13 protein-coding genes and 1 other RNA gene are annotated in these 15,208 nt (G+C 67.2%); 7 read left to right on the top strand and 7 right to left on the bottom strand.

Annotated elements, in window-relative coordinates:
- Nucleotides 1–32: 32 nt before the first annotated feature.
- The 4 genes from ssrS (at nucleotide 33) to C265_RS03810 (ending at nucleotide 2,532) form a co-directional block, all read left to right on the top strand.
- Nucleotides 33–250, top strand: a non-coding RNA gene (gene ssrS, locus C265_RS31195) — 6S RNA.
- A 109-nt stretch (nucleotides 251–359) separates the two neighbouring features.
- Nucleotides 360–842, top strand: a complete 483-nt coding sequence (locus tag C265_RS03820) for an EVE domain-containing protein (RefSeq protein WP_010814922.1) — start codon at nucleotides 360–362, stop codon at nucleotides 840–842.
- 52 nt (nucleotides 843–894) lie between these two features.
- Nucleotides 895–1,719 (top strand): sulfite exporter TauE/SafE family protein, encoded by an 825-nt coding sequence (locus C265_RS03815; protein WP_010814923.1) that lies wholly within the window; start codon nucleotides 895–897, stop codon nucleotides 1,717–1,719.
- A gap of 114 nt (nucleotides 1,720–1,833) precedes the next feature.
- A complete protein-coding gene (locus C265_RS03810) occupies nucleotides 1,834–2,532 on the top strand; it encodes an SIMPL domain-containing protein (protein ID WP_010814924.1) in 699 nt (232 codons plus the stop codon).
- Nucleotides 2,533–2,634: 102 nt separating this feature from the next.
- On the opposite strand, the gene C265_RS03805 is transcribed toward C265_RS03810, so the two are convergent.
- The 5 genes from C265_RS03805 to C265_RS03785 all read right to left on the bottom strand — a co-directional run bounded on the left by C265_RS03805 (nucleotide 2,635) and on the right by C265_RS03785 (nucleotide 8,494).
- Nucleotides 2,635–4,188 (bottom strand): malonyl-CoA synthase, encoded by a 1,554-nt coding sequence (locus tag C265_RS03805; protein WP_010814925.1) that lies wholly within the window; start codon nucleotides 4,186–4,188, stop codon nucleotides 2,635–2,637.
- A gap of 73 nt (nucleotides 4,189–4,261) precedes the next feature.
- Nucleotides 4,262–5,044: an enoyl-CoA hydratase/isomerase family protein gene (locus C265_RS03800; RefSeq protein WP_010814926.1), complete on the bottom strand. Its 783-nt coding sequence runs from the start codon at nucleotides 5,042–5,044 to the stop codon at nucleotides 4,262–4,264.
- Between the two features lie 45 nt (nucleotides 5,045–5,089).
- Nucleotides 5,090–6,103 carry a tripartite tricarboxylate transporter substrate binding protein gene (locus C265_RS03795; RefSeq protein ID WP_010814927.1) on the bottom strand — a complete coding sequence of 338 codons (1,014 nt, stop codon included), beginning with the start codon at nucleotides 6,101–6,103 and terminating at the stop codon, nucleotides 5,090–5,092.
- Nucleotides 6,104–6,250: 147 nt separating this feature from the next.
- Nucleotides 6,251–7,708: a malonyl-CoA decarboxylase domain-containing protein gene (locus tag C265_RS03790; RefSeq protein WP_010814928.1), complete on the bottom strand. Its 1,458-nt coding sequence runs from the start codon at nucleotides 7,706–7,708 to the stop codon at nucleotides 6,251–6,253.
- Between the two features lie 66 nt (nucleotides 7,709–7,774).
- Nucleotides 7,775–8,494: a GntR family transcriptional regulator gene (locus C265_RS03785; protein WP_010814929.1), complete on the bottom strand. Its 720-nt coding sequence runs from the start codon at nucleotides 8,492–8,494 to the stop codon at nucleotides 7,775–7,777.
- Nucleotides 8,495–9,310: 816 nt separating this feature from the next.
- On the opposite strand from C265_RS03785, the gene C265_RS03780 reads away from it, so the two are divergent.
- Complete coding sequence (locus C265_RS03780) at nucleotides 9,311–10,405, top strand: YjgN family protein (RefSeq protein ID WP_010814930.1); 1,095 nt, start codon at nucleotides 9,311–9,313, stop codon at nucleotides 10,403–10,405.
- A gap of 29 nt (nucleotides 10,406–10,434) precedes the next feature.
- The gene (locus C265_RS03775; RefSeq protein ID WP_010814931.1) at nucleotides 10,435–11,454 is read left to right on the top strand and encodes a M48 family metallopeptidase; all 1,020 of its coding nucleotides are present in this window, start codon (nucleotides 10,435–10,437) and stop codon (nucleotides 11,452–11,454) included.
- Between the two features lie 15 nt (nucleotides 11,455–11,469).
- Here C265_RS03775 and lgt read toward each other — a convergent pair whose 3' ends face one another.
- Both lgt and C265_RS03765 read right to left on the bottom strand, forming a co-directional pair.
- A complete protein-coding gene (gene lgt / locus C265_RS03770; RefSeq protein ID WP_010814932.1) occupies nucleotides 11,470–12,288 on the bottom strand; it encodes a prolipoprotein diacylglyceryl transferase in 819 nt (272 codons plus the stop codon).
- Nucleotides 12,289–12,360: 72 nt separating this feature from the next.
- Nucleotides 12,361–13,305, bottom strand: coding sequence for a LysR family transcriptional regulator (locus C265_RS03765; protein ID WP_010814933.1), 945 nt, complete (start codon nucleotides 13,303–13,305; stop codon nucleotides 12,361–12,363).
- A gap of 168 nt (nucleotides 13,306–13,473) precedes the next feature.
- On the opposite strand from C265_RS03765, the gene ilvD reads away from it, so the two are divergent.
- Nucleotides 13,474–15,147: a dihydroxy-acid dehydratase gene (gene ilvD / locus C265_RS03760; RefSeq protein WP_010814934.1), complete on the top strand. Its 1,674-nt coding sequence runs from the start codon at nucleotides 13,474–13,476 to the stop codon at nucleotides 15,145–15,147.
- Nucleotides 15,148–15,208 lie beyond the last annotated feature (61 nt).

Here is a 15,208-nt window from a genome sequence, read left to right as displayed (position 1 = left end):
GATGATGCGCCTGGAAAGTCAGACGTTTGACAGTTTCCCTGCCTGGTTCGTGAGGGTCATAAACTCCTTGAACCGATATGCATTGCATGGTGCGGGATCATGTCGCGTGGGCGAGCGCGTCGTCGCATTCATAGTCTGGGCCTGGCCTGGACTCCCTGAGTGGATGATGTACCCGAAATGCGACTTCCGCAGCCACTCTGAACCTCACTTGGGTTCAGGATGCCGACCCAGCGGCCAAGGCGGGGACCCCTTAAAAAGGCGGTGGTTTTCTGAACCATCGCCTTTTTTCTTGCCTGCGCGTCCGCGTGTACACCCTGTGCACGCGGCGCCCTGATCTGCTTCGATTCCTGAGCTGCGCCGTGAGCCCGAACCAGAACCAACGCGCCCGCCAGTACTGGCTGATGAAATCAGAACCGGATGAAGCCAGCATCGACGACCTGGCCCGGGAAGGCACGCTGCCCTGGACCGGCGTGCGCAACTACCAGGCGCGCAACTTCATGCGCGACACCATGCGGATCGGCGACGGCGTGCTGTTCTACCACTCGTCGTGCCCGGAGCCCGGCATTGCCGGCCTGGCCGAGGTCTGCTCAGTACCCTACCCCGACCCCACCCAGTTCGACCGCAAGAGCCCGTACTATGACGCCGCCTCCAAGGCTGACGCGCCGCGCTGGCTGCTGGTCGACGTGCGCTTCGAGCGCAAGAGCGCGCTGATCCCGCTGGCCGCCTTGCGCGAGCATGAGGAACTGGCCGACATGGTGGTGCTACGTCGCGGCAACCGGCTGTCGATCACGCCGGTGACACCGGCCGAATGGCGCTTCATCACCGGCAAGCTGATGCGCTGAACCCTGCCCGGCCGGCCCGGGCAAGGATGATCACAACAACCCTGAAGATACGATGCAGTTCGACAACCTGCCGGTGCTGGTCCCTGCCCTGCTTGCCCTGGGCGCTTTCACCGGCTTCTGCGCCGGGCTGCTCGGCGTCGGCGGCGGCATGATGATGGTGCCCTTCCTGACGCTGCTGTTCACCAGCCTGGGCTTTGCCGACGAGGCCATCGTCCATATGGCGATCGCCACCTCGATGGGCACCATCCTGTTCACCTCGTTGTCGTCCGTGCGCGCACACCACCAGCGCGGCGCGGTGCGCTGGCCGATCGTGCTGGCGCTGGCGCCGGGCATCGTGCTCGGCGGCATGATCGGCGGCGGCAAGGTGTTCGCGGCGCTCAAGACCAGCTGGCTGTCGCTGGCGTTTGCCGCCTTCGTCGGGTTTTCCGCGCTGCAGATGCTGCGCAACCGTCGTCCCAAGCCCGGCCGGCAGCTGCCCGGCTTTGCCGGCATGGCGGGCGCGGGCGGCGTGATCGGCTTCCTGTCCAGCCTGGTTGGCGCGGGCGGCGCCTTTGTCTCGGTGCCGTTCATGACGTGGTGCAACGTGCCGATCCACAACGCGGTGGCGACCTCGGCTGCGCTCGGCTTTCCGATTGCAGCGGCCAGCGTGGCCGGCTATGTCTGGAGCGGCTGGCAGACGCCGGGGCTGCCGGCGGGATCGCTCGGCTATCTCTACCTGCCGGCCCTGCTGGTGATCGCAGCGGCCAGCGTAATGACCGCGCCGCTGGGCGCGCGCACCGCGCACCGCATGGATGTGAGCCAGTTGCGCAAGGTCTTTGCCGCGTTGCTGCTGTGCCTGGCGAGCTATATGTTGTGGAAGGCCTGGCAGGCATTCTGACCCGGACGGGGGAGGCGCGCCCGCGCCGGCTTCGCAACAATCGTTTGCAATGTCGCGGAACGATCGGGCACCCGGTCACGTCTGATAGCCATCACGTTTGAACGGGAGAACAACATGAAACAATGGCTTGCCGCCACCCTGCTGGGCACCACCGCCATCGTTGCCTCGGCGCACGGTGGCCCCACTGAAACGCCGTCGGGCGTGCTGTCGCTGAACGCGCAGGCCGTCACCGAAGTGCCGACCGATATCGTGCACCTGACGCTTGCCGCGGAGCAGGAAGGCGCTGAACCGGCCGTGATTTCCTCGGGCCTGTCTACCAGGACGCAGGCCGTCATCACGCAGGCGCGCCGCGTCCAGGGCGTGACCGCCGAGTCGGGCGGCTTCACCATCCACCCCAACACCGACCGCAACGGCCGCATCAGCACCTGGCGCGGGCGGTCCGAAGTCATCCTGAAGTCGCGCGATTTCTCGGCCGTGTCCAAGCTCGCTGGCGAGCTGGCCAGCCAGATGCAGGTGCAGAACATCGCCTTCTCGCTGTCGCGCGAAGCGCGCGAGGCGGCCGAAGCCAAGCTGGCCGAGCAGGCCATCGCCTCGTTCCGCAGCAAGGCGCAGTCGACCACCAAACTGTTCGGCTACAACAGCTACACCATCCGCGAAGTCAGCCTGAATGAAACCGGCGTGGTGCCGCCGATGCCGCGCATGTACGGCGCTGCCAAGGCCATGATGGCCGACGCTGCGGTGCCGGTGCCGGTTGAGGGCGGCAAGCCGCAGGTGACGGTGTCGGTCAACGGGTCGGTGCAGATGCTGAAGTAAGAAGGGAGCTTGACCACCAGACGGCGCGCTCCCCTCTCCCGCAAGCGGGAGAGGGGAGCAAACCCGCAGCAGTTGAAGTCCCTCAGCCTTTCCCAAAGACCCTCAGAGCACCGCGAACTGCTCGCGCAGCACGTTCTTTTGCACCTTGCCCATGGTGTTGCGCGGCAGCTCGTCCACCACGTGCACACGCTTGGGCACCTTGAAGTTGGCGATGCGGCCCTTGAGCGTGCCGATCAGCGCCGCTTCATCGATATCCGCACCCGGCTTGCGCACCACCACCGCCACCACGGCCTCGCCGAAATCCGCGTGCGGCACGCCGATCACGGCGCTCTCGGCCACGCCCGGCATCTCGTCGATAAAGCTCTCGATTTCCTTCGGGTAGACGTTGTAGCCGCCCGAGATGATCAGGTCCTTGCTGCGCCCGACGATGGTCAGGTAGTTGTCCGGCACCGCGCGCTCGCCGGCCTGGCTGGCAATGGCGCCGCCGAAGCGGCCGACGTCGCCGGTCTTGAACCAGCCGTCCTCGGTGAACTCTTCCCTGGTCTTCTCCGGCATGCGCCAGTAGCCCTTGAATACGTTCGGACCCTTGACCTCGACATTGCCGATCTCGCCCGGCGTGCACGGCTGGCCCTCGCCATCGACCACGCGCACCGACACGCCCGGCAGCGGCATGCCGACGGTGCCGCCGATGCGCTCGCCCAGCGCGGCATCGTACGGGTTGGACACCAGCATCACGGTCTCGCTCATGCCGTAGCGTTCCAGGATGGTATGGCCGGTGCGCTCGCGGAAGGCATCGAAGGTCTCCAGCAGCAGCGGCGCCGAGCCCGACACGAACAGCCGCATGCGGCGGCAGGTGTCGTCGTCGAAGCGCGGCTCCTGCAGCATGCGCACGTAGTAGGTCGGCACGCCCATCATCACCGTGCAGCGCGGCAGGAATTTCAGCACCTGCGCCATGTCCAGCCTGGGCGCCCAGATCATCTTGGCACCGGCCAGCAGCGCGCCGTGCGAAGCCACGAACAGGCCGTGCACGTGGAAGATCGGCAGCATGTGCAGCAGCACGTCGTCGCTGCGCCAGCCCCAGAATTCATGCAGCGTCTGCGCATTGGAGGCCAGGTTGCGGTGCGTCAGCATCGCGCCCTTGCTGCGGCCGGTGGTGCCGGAGGTGTAGAGAATGGCGGCGAGGTCGTCATCCTGGCGCGCGACCGTCTCGAAGGCATCTGGCTTGCCCGCCGCGCGCGACAGCAGCGAGCCGCTGCGGTCGTCGTCCAGCGTAAAGACGTGGTTGACGCCGTGGCGGAACGCCACCTTGGACACCCAGCCGAAATTCTTGCTGCTGCACACCACCACCGACGGCTCGGCATTGCCGACGAAGTAGTCGATCTCTGCCTCCTGGTAGGCGGTGTTCAGCGGCAGGTAGACGTAGCCGGCGCGCAGCGTGGCCAGGTACAGGAACAGCGCTTCGGGGGACTTCTCCACCTGCACCGCCACGCGTGCGCCTTCGGGCAGGTGCAGCGAGGCCAGCAGGTTGGCCAGCTTGGCGGTGGCGCGGTCAAGGTCGTCCCAGCTGTAATACAGCCCGTCATGCGTCTCGATGCAGCAGGCGGTGCGGTCGGCGGGGAAGCGGGATTCGAACAGGGCGAACAGGTTGGCGTTCATGTCGGGGATCGAACGAAAGGCTAAGGAAAACGAAGAAAACAATGGCGTGTGGAAGCAGTGCTGGCAGCGTGCCCTACTCCCCACGGAACTGCGGTGGCCGGTGCGCGAGGAAGGCGGCCACCCCTTCCGCATGGTCCGCGCCTTCGGCGTAGGCAAAATGCGCGTCCAGCTCGGCGGGCGACAGCGGTGCCGGCAGCGGCGCCAGCCGGCGGATGGTGGCCTTGTTGATGCGGGCGGCCACGGGCGCGCCGGCGGCAATGCGGCGCGCCGTGGCCTCGACCTCCGCGGCCAGCGCGCCGGGCTCGACCACGCGCGTCAGCAGCCCTTTGTCGCGCGCCTCGGCGGCGTCGAAGACCCGGCCTTCCAGCAGGATCTCCAGCGCGGCGGCGCGGCCCGCCAGCGCCAGCAGGCCCTGCAGCTCGCCGGGCGCCATCGGGAAGCCCAGGCGGTTGATGGGCACGCCGAAGCGGCTGTCCGAGGCGGCGATGCGCAGGTCGCAGTGGCTGGCGATTTCCAGCCCGCCGCCCACGCATACGCCTTCAATCATCGCCACGGTGGGGTGTGTGCATTGCGCCACCGCCGCCAGTGCCGGCGCGATGGTGGCCATGTGGTAGTGGCGCACCGCGGCCTCGTCGGCGCGCTCTGCCGGGAACTCGGCGATGTCGGCGCCGGCGGCAAAGTTGCCGTCAGCCCCGCGCACCACCACGCAGCGCAGCGAGGTATCGGCGGACAGGCGTGCAAAGCCCGCGGCCAGCTCGCGCCACATCTGAGCGGAAATGGCATTGAGCTTGCCCGCGTGCGACAGCGTCACGGTGGCGGTGGTGCCCTGCGTGGCAAACAATACGGTGCCGCTCATCGCCGCGCCCCCCTTGCATCGGATCAGCGTTGACATGGCGCCCCGTCAGTCGATCTTGGCGCCGGACTGCTGCACCACCTGGGCCCAGCGGCGAATCTCGGCGTGCTGGAACTGCGCGAACTGTTCCTGCGTAAACGCCGGCGTCTCGGAACCGTTGTTAAGCCAGACCTGCTTGAGCTCCGACGTGTTCAGCGCCTTCTCGGTCTCTGCGTACAGGCGGTCGACGATCTCCTTGGGCGTGCCCTTGGGCACCCACATCGCATACCAGGTCGACACGTCATAGTTGGGCACGCCCGCCTCGGCCGCGGTCGGCACGTTGGGGAACGCCGCCGAGCGTTTGCTCGAAGCCACCGCCAGCGCCTTGATGCGGCCCGCGCGGATATGCTGCGCCGACGAGCCCAGGCCGTCGAACATCAGGTCGACCTGGCCCGCGATCAGGTCGGACAGCGCCGGGCCCGCACCCTTGTAGGGGATGTGGGTGATGAAGGTCTTGGTCTGGAGCTTGAACAGCTCGCCCGCCAGGTGGTGCGACGAGCCGTTGCCGGCCGAACCGTAGTTCAGCTTGCCAGGATTGGCCTTGGCGTAGGCAATCAGCTCCTGCAGCGTGTTGGCCTTGACGCGGTTGGGATTGACCACCACCACTTGCGGCGGCTGCGCGATCACCGTGACCGGGATGAAGTCCTTCTCGATGTCGTAGTCCAGCTTCTTGTAGAACGACGGCGCAATCGCGTGGTGCGCGCCGCCGATGAACACCGTGTAGCCGTCCGGCGCGGCCTTGGCCGCAATGCTGGCGCCGACCGTGCCGCCGGCGCCGCCGCGGTTGTCGATCACGAACTGCTTGCCGAGCTGCTTGGACAACTGCGCGGTCAGCGGCCGCGCAAAGGCGTCGGTGCCGCCGCCGGCGGGAAACGGCACGATCACGGTGACGGGCTTGGACGGCCAGGTGTCGGCATGCGCGGCGGGTGCGGCGAGCATTGCGCCGGCGCCGAGGCCGGCCAGGCCCAGGGCCACGCCCGTTGCGCGCGCGCACGCGGCCAGGCTGAACTGACGACGATTCATTGGTTGTCTCCTCTCTCTTCTGCGGAAAGTCAATCTGATGGCCGCGCGACACTGCCGCGGCGCGAAGTTACTGCTCAGGTCCCGACAAGAAAACGCGGCGCGCCAGGCGCCGCGGGTGCGGGGGCGACCCGCGTGACCGGACCAGGGTCACAGCAGCTTCCCGACGCTACGGCTGATGCGCGGGTTGCCGGCGCCCAGGCGTGCCAGATTGTCATCCAGCGCCTCGGGCACGTAAAGATAATTGACCATCATCCCGCAGCTCTGGCTGCGGCCTTTGCGCGACAGGTCGGCGCCCCAGTTCAGCCGCTCCACGCATGCCCCGTTGCCCAGGTGGAAGCGCGCGACCGGGTCGGCGGGCATCGACTGGTTGCGCTCGCGCACCAGGAAATGCGCGGCCAGGGTCATCGCGGTATCGCGGATCACGGTATCGGCGGCGTCCGGCACCAGCGCCTCCAGCCACCCGGCGCCGTCCGCTGGCGCCTTGCCGTGGCGCTCGCTCCAGCGCGCCAGGCGCTTGTCGCCCAGCACGCGCGCAACGGCATCGCCGTCCTGCTTGCGCAGCCAGTCGGCAAATCCGGGGATTGGTGAGAGCGTGGCGAACTGATTCACTTTTGGGAATTCACGCTGGACCTCCTCGATCACGCGCTTGAGCAGGAAGTTGCCGAAGCTCACGCCGCGCAGGCCCGCCTGCGTATTGCTGATCGAATAGAAGATGGCCCACTTGACGCGGCGCAGGTCTTCCAGCGGCGCGGCTTCATCCAGCAATGTATGGACATTGGCCGCCATCTCCGGCGCGAATGCCACCTCGACAAAGATCAGCGGCTCGCGCGGGATGCGCGGGTGGAAGAACGCAAAGCAGCGGCGGTCGGAATCGAGGCGGTTGCGCAGGTCGGTCCATGAGGCGATTTCATGCACGGCCTCGTAGCGGATCAGCTTTTCCAGCAGCGATGCCGGCGAATCCCAGGTGATCGGCTGCAGCTCCAGCAGGCCCACGTCGAACCAGTTGGAGAACAGCGCCTCGAGATCGTCGTCAAGCGGGCGCAGCCCTGGCATGCGGCGCTGCCAGCGCAGCATGTCGGCGCGCAGCTGGATCAGGAAGTGCAGGCCGCAAGCGCTGTTGCCGCGCTGGCCGTGCAGCGCGGCCAGCCGCTTGAAGAAGCGGATGCGCGCATTGGACAGGGCCTGGGCCAGGCCCGAAGACGCGGCCTGCGCGCGGGCGGCGCGCGCGCCCTTGTCGCCGTCGGCCCCGGCCTCTTCGCTGCCCTTGCCGCCGCTGCTGGCGACTTCGGCCAGCACCGCCAGCATGCCGCGCCGGGTGGCCTCGCCAGCAGCCTCATACTCGGCCTGCCATGCCTGCGCGGCGGCATTGGCGGCGCCATCGGTCAGGCGCGCGTCGAAGCAAAGCCGCAGCTGCTCGCGCTGGCGGCGCACCGCGCGCGCCGGCAGCGGCGCCTCGCCATCGACCGGCGTTGCCGGGGCCTTGGCGTCGCCCTCGCCCTTGCGTCCCCACCAGCGGCCCAGCCGCGACAGGAACTTGGAACCTGCCGGCTCGCTTTCGCCCAGCGGCGCACTGATCTTCTGGTCACCCGTGTCGAAGGAATTCATGCGGTACCTGCCTTGATGCATCGATCTGAACGTGGGAAAAACGTCGGACTGGGGTTGCGGCGCCGGCTACTCTTCGGCGCCGGCCATGCGCAGCACCGGCGGCGCGCGCACGGCCTGGGCCTCGGCTGCGCCGGCGGTGGCGCCGGCATCCAGCGTCTTGAGCGCCGCGCGCTGGCGCAACAGGTGGGTCTTCATCATCGCCTCGGCGCCTTCCGGGTCGCGGGCCTTGAGCGCGGCAAACACGGACAGGTGCTCGGCGCAGGATTCCTGGATCCGGCCCGGCAGCTTCAGGCTCTTGTGGCGCGACAGCCGCAGCACCTTGCGCAGGTCGCTGATCAGGCCCGACAGCCAGCGGTTGCCGGCCAGCCGCTGGATCGATTCGTGGATCTGGAAGTTGGTTTCGTAGTAGGCGTCGATGTCGCCCGCCTGCGCATAGCGCGCCAGGTCGGCATGCAGGCCGTCCAGTGCGTCCAGGTCGGCGCGCGTGGCGTTGCGCGCCGCCTCGTAAGCACAGCGCCCTTCCAGCAGTGCCATCAGCGGGAAGATCTCGTCCAGGTCCTGCTCGGACAGCTCATTGACGAAGCAGCCGCGCCGCGGCTCCAGCCGCACCAGGCCTTCGGCGGCCAGCACCTTGAGCGCTTCGCGCAGCGGCGTGCGCGAGATGCCCAGCGTTTCGGCCATCGCGCTCTCGTCGATCCATGCGCCGGGCACGAGCGTATGCGCGTCGATCATGGCGCGCAGCCGGTCTGCCACTTCCAGGTACAACGCCTGCTGGACGATGCGCATACTTCCCCCGGGTCGGATCGCGTGACCGATGCGTCCCGGTCACGATCTGGCGTCGGCCAGGGCAGATGCGCCCGGCCAGCCATAATTCATAATTATGGATTAGGACGCGAACGATACAAGGAATTTCGATGCTGCTCTGCAACAAGCAGTAGCGATGGTGGCTGGTGGTCGACCGGCAGGTGCGGTCTGTGAGGATGCGGCGCGGGGTGCGGTATGAGGTGCGGCGGGCGTTTCCATGCCTCCCTGCAAGGAAACACCCGCGCCTGAAAATTACTGCAGTACTGCTTTTCATCGTCGGCGGATACTTGCAAAAATATCTGCCGCGTGGGTCCATGGATTGCCGGCGCTGGCCCTGCGCCCCCCTTTTTGAAACGCGCTTGTTGCGCGGATTTTCCCGTCGCCCTGGCTTTACGTGAAGTGCCGGCAAGTGCGGCCTGTTGGCCTTCACTCCCTCCCTGGCACTTCCGTTGGCGGCTGTGGCTTGCCGCTCATCTTTGTAACAATCAAGATAGCGATTTACGTGCCAGCGGGACTAACCCCATGATTTCATTGGCAACACGCATTCAGAAGTTGTTACAGAATACGTCTAGTGTAACAGGATGTTTCTAGATTGTTACGAGGGTTTTCCCACATTTTCTTATACGCCTGCCCGCCTGGCGGCAATGGCATATGCAGATTGTGCCGTGGTCGCTATTTATCAGTGCGAGAATGTGAGCGCATCGCCGCAAATACCCGAACTGAAGTGGTTGCATTCCTGAAACTGCGGTCGAGGCCGCAATCCTTACTGTCGCTTTCCACACACACTGGAGCTCCGCCATGCAAGCTGGCAGCGATTTCACCCTGGCCGGCACCCCGGCAGACGAGACACCGGCGCCTGCCGAGCCGCGCTACGCCGTGCCGCGGCCGCTGGGCCTGTCCTTTACCGGATCAGGTTCGGAATACTTCCGTATCTGGATCGTCAATGCACTGCTGACCATCGTCACCTTCGGCATCTATTCGGCCTGGGCCAAGGTGCGCACGTTGCAGTATTTCTATCGCAACACGCGGCTCGACGGTGCGAGTTTTGACTACCACGGCAAGCCGTCCGCGATCCTGAAGGGCCGCGCCATCGTGTTCGCGCTGGTGCTCGCCTTCCAGTTCGCCTCCACGGTCTCGCCCTTCCTTGCGCTGGCGATGCTGGTGGCGCTGCTGGCGGTGTTCCCCCTGCTGCTGGTGCGCTCGTTGCGTTTCCGCATGGCCAACTCCAGCTACCGCGGCCTGCGCTTCGCCTTTACCGGCGGCGATGCCGATGCCTACAAGGTGTTCGTGCTGTGGCCGCTGGCCGCAGTGGCCACGCTGGGCCTGCTGGGGCCGCTGGCGCACCAGCGCTTCAAGCGCTACCAGCACAACCACACCCGCTTCGGCACCGCGCCGTTTGCCTTCCACGCCGGCGCGGGCGATTTCTACGGCGTCTACCTGCGTGCCTTCGGCGTGATGGTCGCGCTGGTGGCGGCCGCGGCACTGGCCGGCTTCATGCTGGGCGCGACCGCGTCGGGCCAGGCGGGCATGATGTTGTCGTTCGGCATTGGCGTGACCGGTTTCTACCTGGCGCTGCTGGCCGTCAGCCCTTACGTGATGGCACGCTTGCAGAATGTCGTGTGGAGCCACACCACGCTGGCGCCGCATGCGTTCCGCAGCGAGGTGGGGGCCGGCCGCATGGTCTTTATCTTCGTCACCAACCTGATCGCGATCGCGCTGACGCTGGGCCTGTACCTGCCGTTCGCGCGGGTGCGTTCGGCGCGCTACCGGCTCGAATGCGTGACCATGCTGGCGGCGGGCCCGCTCGACACCTTCGTGGCCGGCGAGGCGCAGCAAGTGGGTGCGCTGGGCGATGCGGCGGTAGACTGGTACGACATCGACATCGCGCTCTGAACACGCCGTGCGCTGACCCGGCCCGCACCATGATCCCAGTCACCTTCTTCGATGGCCGCTCGTCGCGCGCGCATCCGGCCACGCTGGCCGTTGAGGCGCAGCAGGCCGTGCTGCGCGACGACTCCGGCGCCGAACTGCGGCGCGCGCCGCTGTCGGACGTGCGCGTGTCCGAGCGCGTGCGCCGCGCGCCGCGGCTGGTCACCTTTGCCGACGGCGCCTTCTGCGAGATCACCGACCACGCCGCCTTCGACCACCTGCTGGCCGCCACCGGCCATCGCGACAGCCTGGTGGCGCGCGCGCAGAACAGCTGGCGCCTGGCCGGCCTGGCCGTGGCGGGGCTGGTGGCGGTGCTGGTGCTGGGCTATTACGTGCTGCTGCCATGGGGCGCCGGCATCATGGCGCGCACGGTGCCGCCCGAGGTGGAGGCCCATCTCGGCAAGCTGACGCTGGCGAGCCTGGACAACGGCATGGTCAAGCCGACGCAGCTGCCGCCCGCCGAGCAGCAACGCATCCGCTCGGCCTTCGCGGCGCTGAAGCGCCCGCGCGATGCCGGCCACGACTACCAGATCCTGTTCCGCCAGGGCGGCGAGATCGGCGCCAATGCGCTGGCGCTGCCGGGCGGCACCATCGTGGTCACCGACGAACTGGTGAGCCTGGCCGGCACCGGTGCCGGCATGATGGGCGTGCTGGCCCATGAAGCCGGCCATGTCGCCAACCGGCACGGCTTGCAGCAGGTGATCCAGGGGTCGGCGCTGGCGGCGCTGTCGGCCTACCTGTTCGGGGATATCTCGACGGTGCTGGCCGGGGTGCCGGCCGCGATCCTGACGCTGCGCTATTCACGCGACCACGAGCGCGAGGCCGACGCCTTTGCGATCGAGGTCATGCAGCGCAACGGCCTGCCGCCCGCGGCGCTGGCCGAGGTGCTGGTCAGGCTGGACAATCGGCGCGGAGCGGCGTCGGACGCCGAGCCGGAACGCGGCCAGGACTTCATGTCGACCCACCCGCAAACGCAGGCGCGCATCGACGCCTTGCGCCGCGCCGGCAAATAGCGCGCCGACGGGTTCTCAGGCCACCGGCTGTGATGCGCCGGCGCCGGGCTGGCGCCGGTAGGCCCAGACCACCATGGCGATGCCGGCCAGGATCATCGGCAGGCTCAGCCACTGGCCCATCGACAGCTTTAGCGCCAGCAGGCCCAGGAAGTTGTCGGGCTCGCGCGCGAATTCCGCGGCAAAGCGGAAGGCGCCATAGCCGATCAGGAATACCCCCGACACCGCGCCCATCGGCCGCGGCTTGCGCGCGAACAGCCACAGGACGATGAACAGCGCCACGCCCTCGCCGGCAAACTGGTACAGCTGCGACGGATGGCGCGGGATGTTGTCGCCCGCCTGCGGGAAGATCATGCCCCACGGCAGGTCGGTGGCGCGGCCCCACAGCTCGCCGTTGATGAAGTTGCCGATGCGGCCGGCGGCCAGCCCGCAGGGGATCATCGGCGCGATGAAGTCGGTCACCTCCATCCAGTGGCGCCGGCGCAGTTTGCCGAACAGCCACATCGCCACGACCACGCCCAGGAAGCCGCCATGGAAGGCCATGCCGCCTTCCCACACCTTGAGGATCTCGAGCGGATGGGCCAGGTAGTACGACGGCTTGTAGAACAGTACATAGCCCAGCCGCCCGCCCAGGATCACGCCCAGCACGCCGAAGAACAGCATGTCGTCCAGGTCGCGCGTGGTCCAGCCCTTGGCCGCGATATGCGGCTGGCGGATGCGCAGGCGCCCGAAGCCCAGGAACATGATGAACCCGGCCAGGTACATCAGCCCGTACCAGCGGATGGCAAGCGGGCCCAGGTGGATGGCAACCGGGTCGAACTGGGGATGAATCAGCATGTTGGCGTGAATGGAGGTTGTAAAGGCCGCGGCCTGCGTATTGTCAGTGGCCTCGGTGACATTGGTGACGTGTCAGCGAGGGGCGGGCCCGGCTGCGCCTGCTTCTTGCGCGAGCGCGGTCGCAATATCGATGAACGAGCGCAGCACCGGCGCCACGCCGGCGGACGCGCCGTCGCGCCAGACCAGCCCGGTCTCGATCTGCGGGCCGGTCTCGCGCAGCGCCAGGTAGGACACCCCGGTGCGGCGAAGGTTGCACAGCGAGGCCGGCACCAGCGCCACGCCCATGCCCGCCGATACCAGGCTGACGATGGTCTGCATCTGGATGGCTTCCTGCGCGATCACGGGCACCAGGCCCTCGCGCGCATAGTAGCCCGTAATGATGTCATAAAACGCCGGCGCGCTTCGGCGCGGGAAGATGATCAGCGGTTCATGGGCGGCCTCGCGCAGCGACACCGCGGCGTCGCCCGCCAGCACCGCGCCCGCCGGCCGCCAGCCGTCGGGCACGGCCAGCACCAGCGGCTCGCTCACCAGCGGCAGGTAGGCCAGCCCGTGCGGCATGGCCGGCAGCTGCGGCCGGATCACCAGGCCGGCGTCGATCGCCCCCTCCATCAACGCCTCGAGCTGCACGTCGCTGGTGGCCTCGCGCAGTTGCAGCTGCACCTCCGGGTGGCGCGCGCGGAAGCGCCGCAGCAGGTCGGGCAGGATGCCGTAGTCGGCGGTGCTGACAAAGGCCAGCGACAGCGACCCCACCTCGCCGCGCGCCAGCCGCTGCGCCAGCCCGGGCAGCGCCGCGGCATCGGCCAGCACGCGCCGCACCTCGGGCAGCCACTGCTGGCCGGCCGGCGTCAGCGCCACCGAGCGCCGCGTGCGCACGAACAGCTGCACGCCGATTTCCTCTTCCAGCGCCTGGATCTGCTGCGACAAGGGCGGCTGCGTCATCGACAGGCGCCCTGCCGCGCGGCCGAAATGCAACTCTTCCGCCACAGTGACAAAGTAACGCAACTGCCGCAGGTCCAAATCCCCTCCTGATATGTTTTTCGACTCAATAAAGGTCAAATAATATATTTGACACTCCAAAACGCAAGGGTCATTCTTTGGCCCACAACATCGCCGCCGTGCGTTCGTGCCTCCAGGTCTTCGGGCGCAGCGCGGAGCGGCACTGAAGATCCCCGGAGATTCCCCACCATGGCATTCAACAAACGCTCGCAGAACATCACGCAAGGCGTGGCGCGTTCGCCCAACCGTTCGATGTACTACGCCCTCGGCTACAAGAAGGAAGACTTCGACAAGCCGATGGTGGGCATCGCCAACGGCCACTCGACCATCACCCCTTGCAACGCTGGCCTGCAGCGCCTGGCCGATGCGGCCATCGACGCGATCAAGGCCTCGGACGCCAACCCGCAGGTGTTCGGCACCCCGACCATCTCGGACGGCATGTCGATGGGCACCGAGGGCATGAAGTACTCGCTGATCTCGCGTGAAGTCATCGCCGACTGCATCGAGACTGCCGCGCAGGGCCAGTGGATGGACGGCGTGGTCGTGATCGGCGGCTGCGACAAGAACATGCCGGGCGGCATGATCGCGCTGGCGCGCACCAACGTGCCGGGCATCTACGTCTACGGCGGCACCATCAAGCCGGGCAACTGGAAGGGCAAGGACCTGACCATCGTGTCGTCGTTCGAGGCCGTGGGCGAATTCACCGCCGGGCGCATGAGCCAGGAAGACTTCGAGGGCGTGGAAAAGAACGCCTGCCCGTCGACCGGCTCGTGCGGCGGCATGTACACCGCCAACACCATGAGCTCGTCGTTCGAGGCGCTGGGCATGTCGCTGCTGTACTCGTCGACCATGGCCAACCCCGACCAGGAAAAGGTCGACAGCGCCGCCGAATCGGCGCGCGTGCTGGTCGAGGCGATCAAGCAGGACATCAAGCCGCGCGACATTATCACGCGCAAGTCGATCGAGAACGCCGTGGCGCTGATCATGGCCACGGGCGGCTCGACCAACGCCGTGCTGCACTACCTGGCCATCGCCCACGCCGCCGAGGTGGAATGGACCATCGACGACTTCGAGCGCATCCGCCGCAAGGTGCCGGTGATCTGCAACCTGAAGCCGTCGGGCCAGTACGTGGCGACCGACCTGCACAAGGCCGGCGGCATCCCGCAGGTCATGAAGATCCTGCTCAAGGCCGGCATGCTGCATGGCGACTGCCTGACCATCACCGGCCGCACGCTGGCTGAAGAACTGGAAAACGTTCCCGACACCCCGCGTGCCGACCAGGACGTGATCCTGCCGATCGAGAAGGCGCTCTACGCCGAAGGCCACCTGGCCATCCTGAAGGGCAACCTGGCCGAAGAAGGCGCGGTCGCCAAGATCACCGGCCTGAAGAACCCGGTCATCACTGGCCCGGCGCGCGTGTTCGAAGACGAGCAGAGCGCGATGGAAGCGATCCTGGCCGACAAGATCAACGCCGGCGACATCCTGGTGCTGCGCTACCTCGGCCCCAAGGGCGGCCCCGGCATGCCGGAAATGCTGGCCCCGACCTCGGCCATCATCGGCAAGGGGCTGGGCGAATCGGTCGGCTTTATTACCGACGGCCGCTTCTCTGGTGGTACCTGGGGCATGGTGGTTGGCCACGTGGCGCCGGAAGCGTATGTGGGCGGCACGATCGCGCTGGTGCAGGAAGGCGATTCGATCACCATCGATGCGCACAAGCTGTTGCTGCAGCTGAACGTGGCGGATGAAGAACTGGCCAGGCGCCGGGCCAACTGGAAGCAGCCGGCGCCGCGTTATACCCGTGGAGTGCTGGCGAAGTTCTCGAAGCTGGCGTCGACGGCGAGCAAGGGGGCAGTGACGGACTGATCTTCGTCCTGCTCAATAAAAAAGCCTGCGAGCGATCGCAGGCTTTTTTGTTTGCCGACGT

Source organism: Cupriavidus sp. GA3-3 (assembly GCF_000389805.1).
Lineage (GTDB): Bacteria > Pseudomonadota > Gammaproteobacteria > Burkholderiales > Burkholderiaceae > Cupriavidus > Cupriavidus necator_D.
This window is presented reverse-complemented; position numbering and strand designations above follow the sequence as displayed.

Excerpts from the sequence above, each read along its gene's own strand:
- ilvD (WP_010814934.1), top strand. The coding sequence starts at position 13,474 with ATGGCATTCAACAAACGCTCGCAGAACATCACGCAAGGCGTGGCGCGT.
- C265_RS03795 (WP_010814927.1), bottom strand. The coding sequence starts at position 6,103 with ATGAATCGTCGTCAGTTCAGCCTGGCCGCGTGCGCGCGCGCAACGGGC.
- C265_RS03780 (WP_010814930.1), top strand. The coding sequence starts at position 9,311 with ATGCAAGCTGGCAGCGATTTCACCCTGGCCGGCACCCCGGCAGACGAG.
- C265_RS03810 (WP_010814924.1), top strand. The coding sequence starts at position 1,834 with ATGAAACAATGGCTTGCCGCCACCCTGCTGGGCACCACCGCCATCGTT.
- C265_RS03775 (WP_010814931.1), top strand. The coding sequence starts at position 10,435 with ATGATCCCAGTCACCTTCTTCGATGGCCGCTCGTCGCGCGCGCATCCG.
- C265_RS03800 (WP_010814926.1), bottom strand. The coding sequence starts at position 5,044 with ATGAGCGGCACCGTATTGTTTGCCACGCAGGGCACCACCGCCACCGTG.
- C265_RS03815 (WP_010814923.1), top strand. The coding sequence starts at position 895 with ATGCAGTTCGACAACCTGCCGGTGCTGGTCCCTGCCCTGCTTGCCCTG.
- C265_RS03785 (WP_010814929.1), bottom strand. The coding sequence starts at position 8,494 with ATGCGCATCGTCCAGCAGGCGTTGTACCTGGAAGTGGCAGACCGGCTG.
- C265_RS03805 (WP_010814925.1), bottom strand. The coding sequence starts at position 4,188 with ATGAACGCCAACCTGTTCGCCCTGTTCGAATCCCGCTTCCCCGCCGAC.
- lgt (WP_010814932.1), bottom strand. The coding sequence starts at position 12,288 with ATGCTGATTCATCCCCAGTTCGACCCGGTTGCCATCCACCTGGGCCCG.
- C265_RS03790 (WP_010814928.1), bottom strand. The coding sequence starts at position 7,708 with ATGAATTCCTTCGACACGGGTGACCAGAAGATCAGTGCGCCGCTGGGC.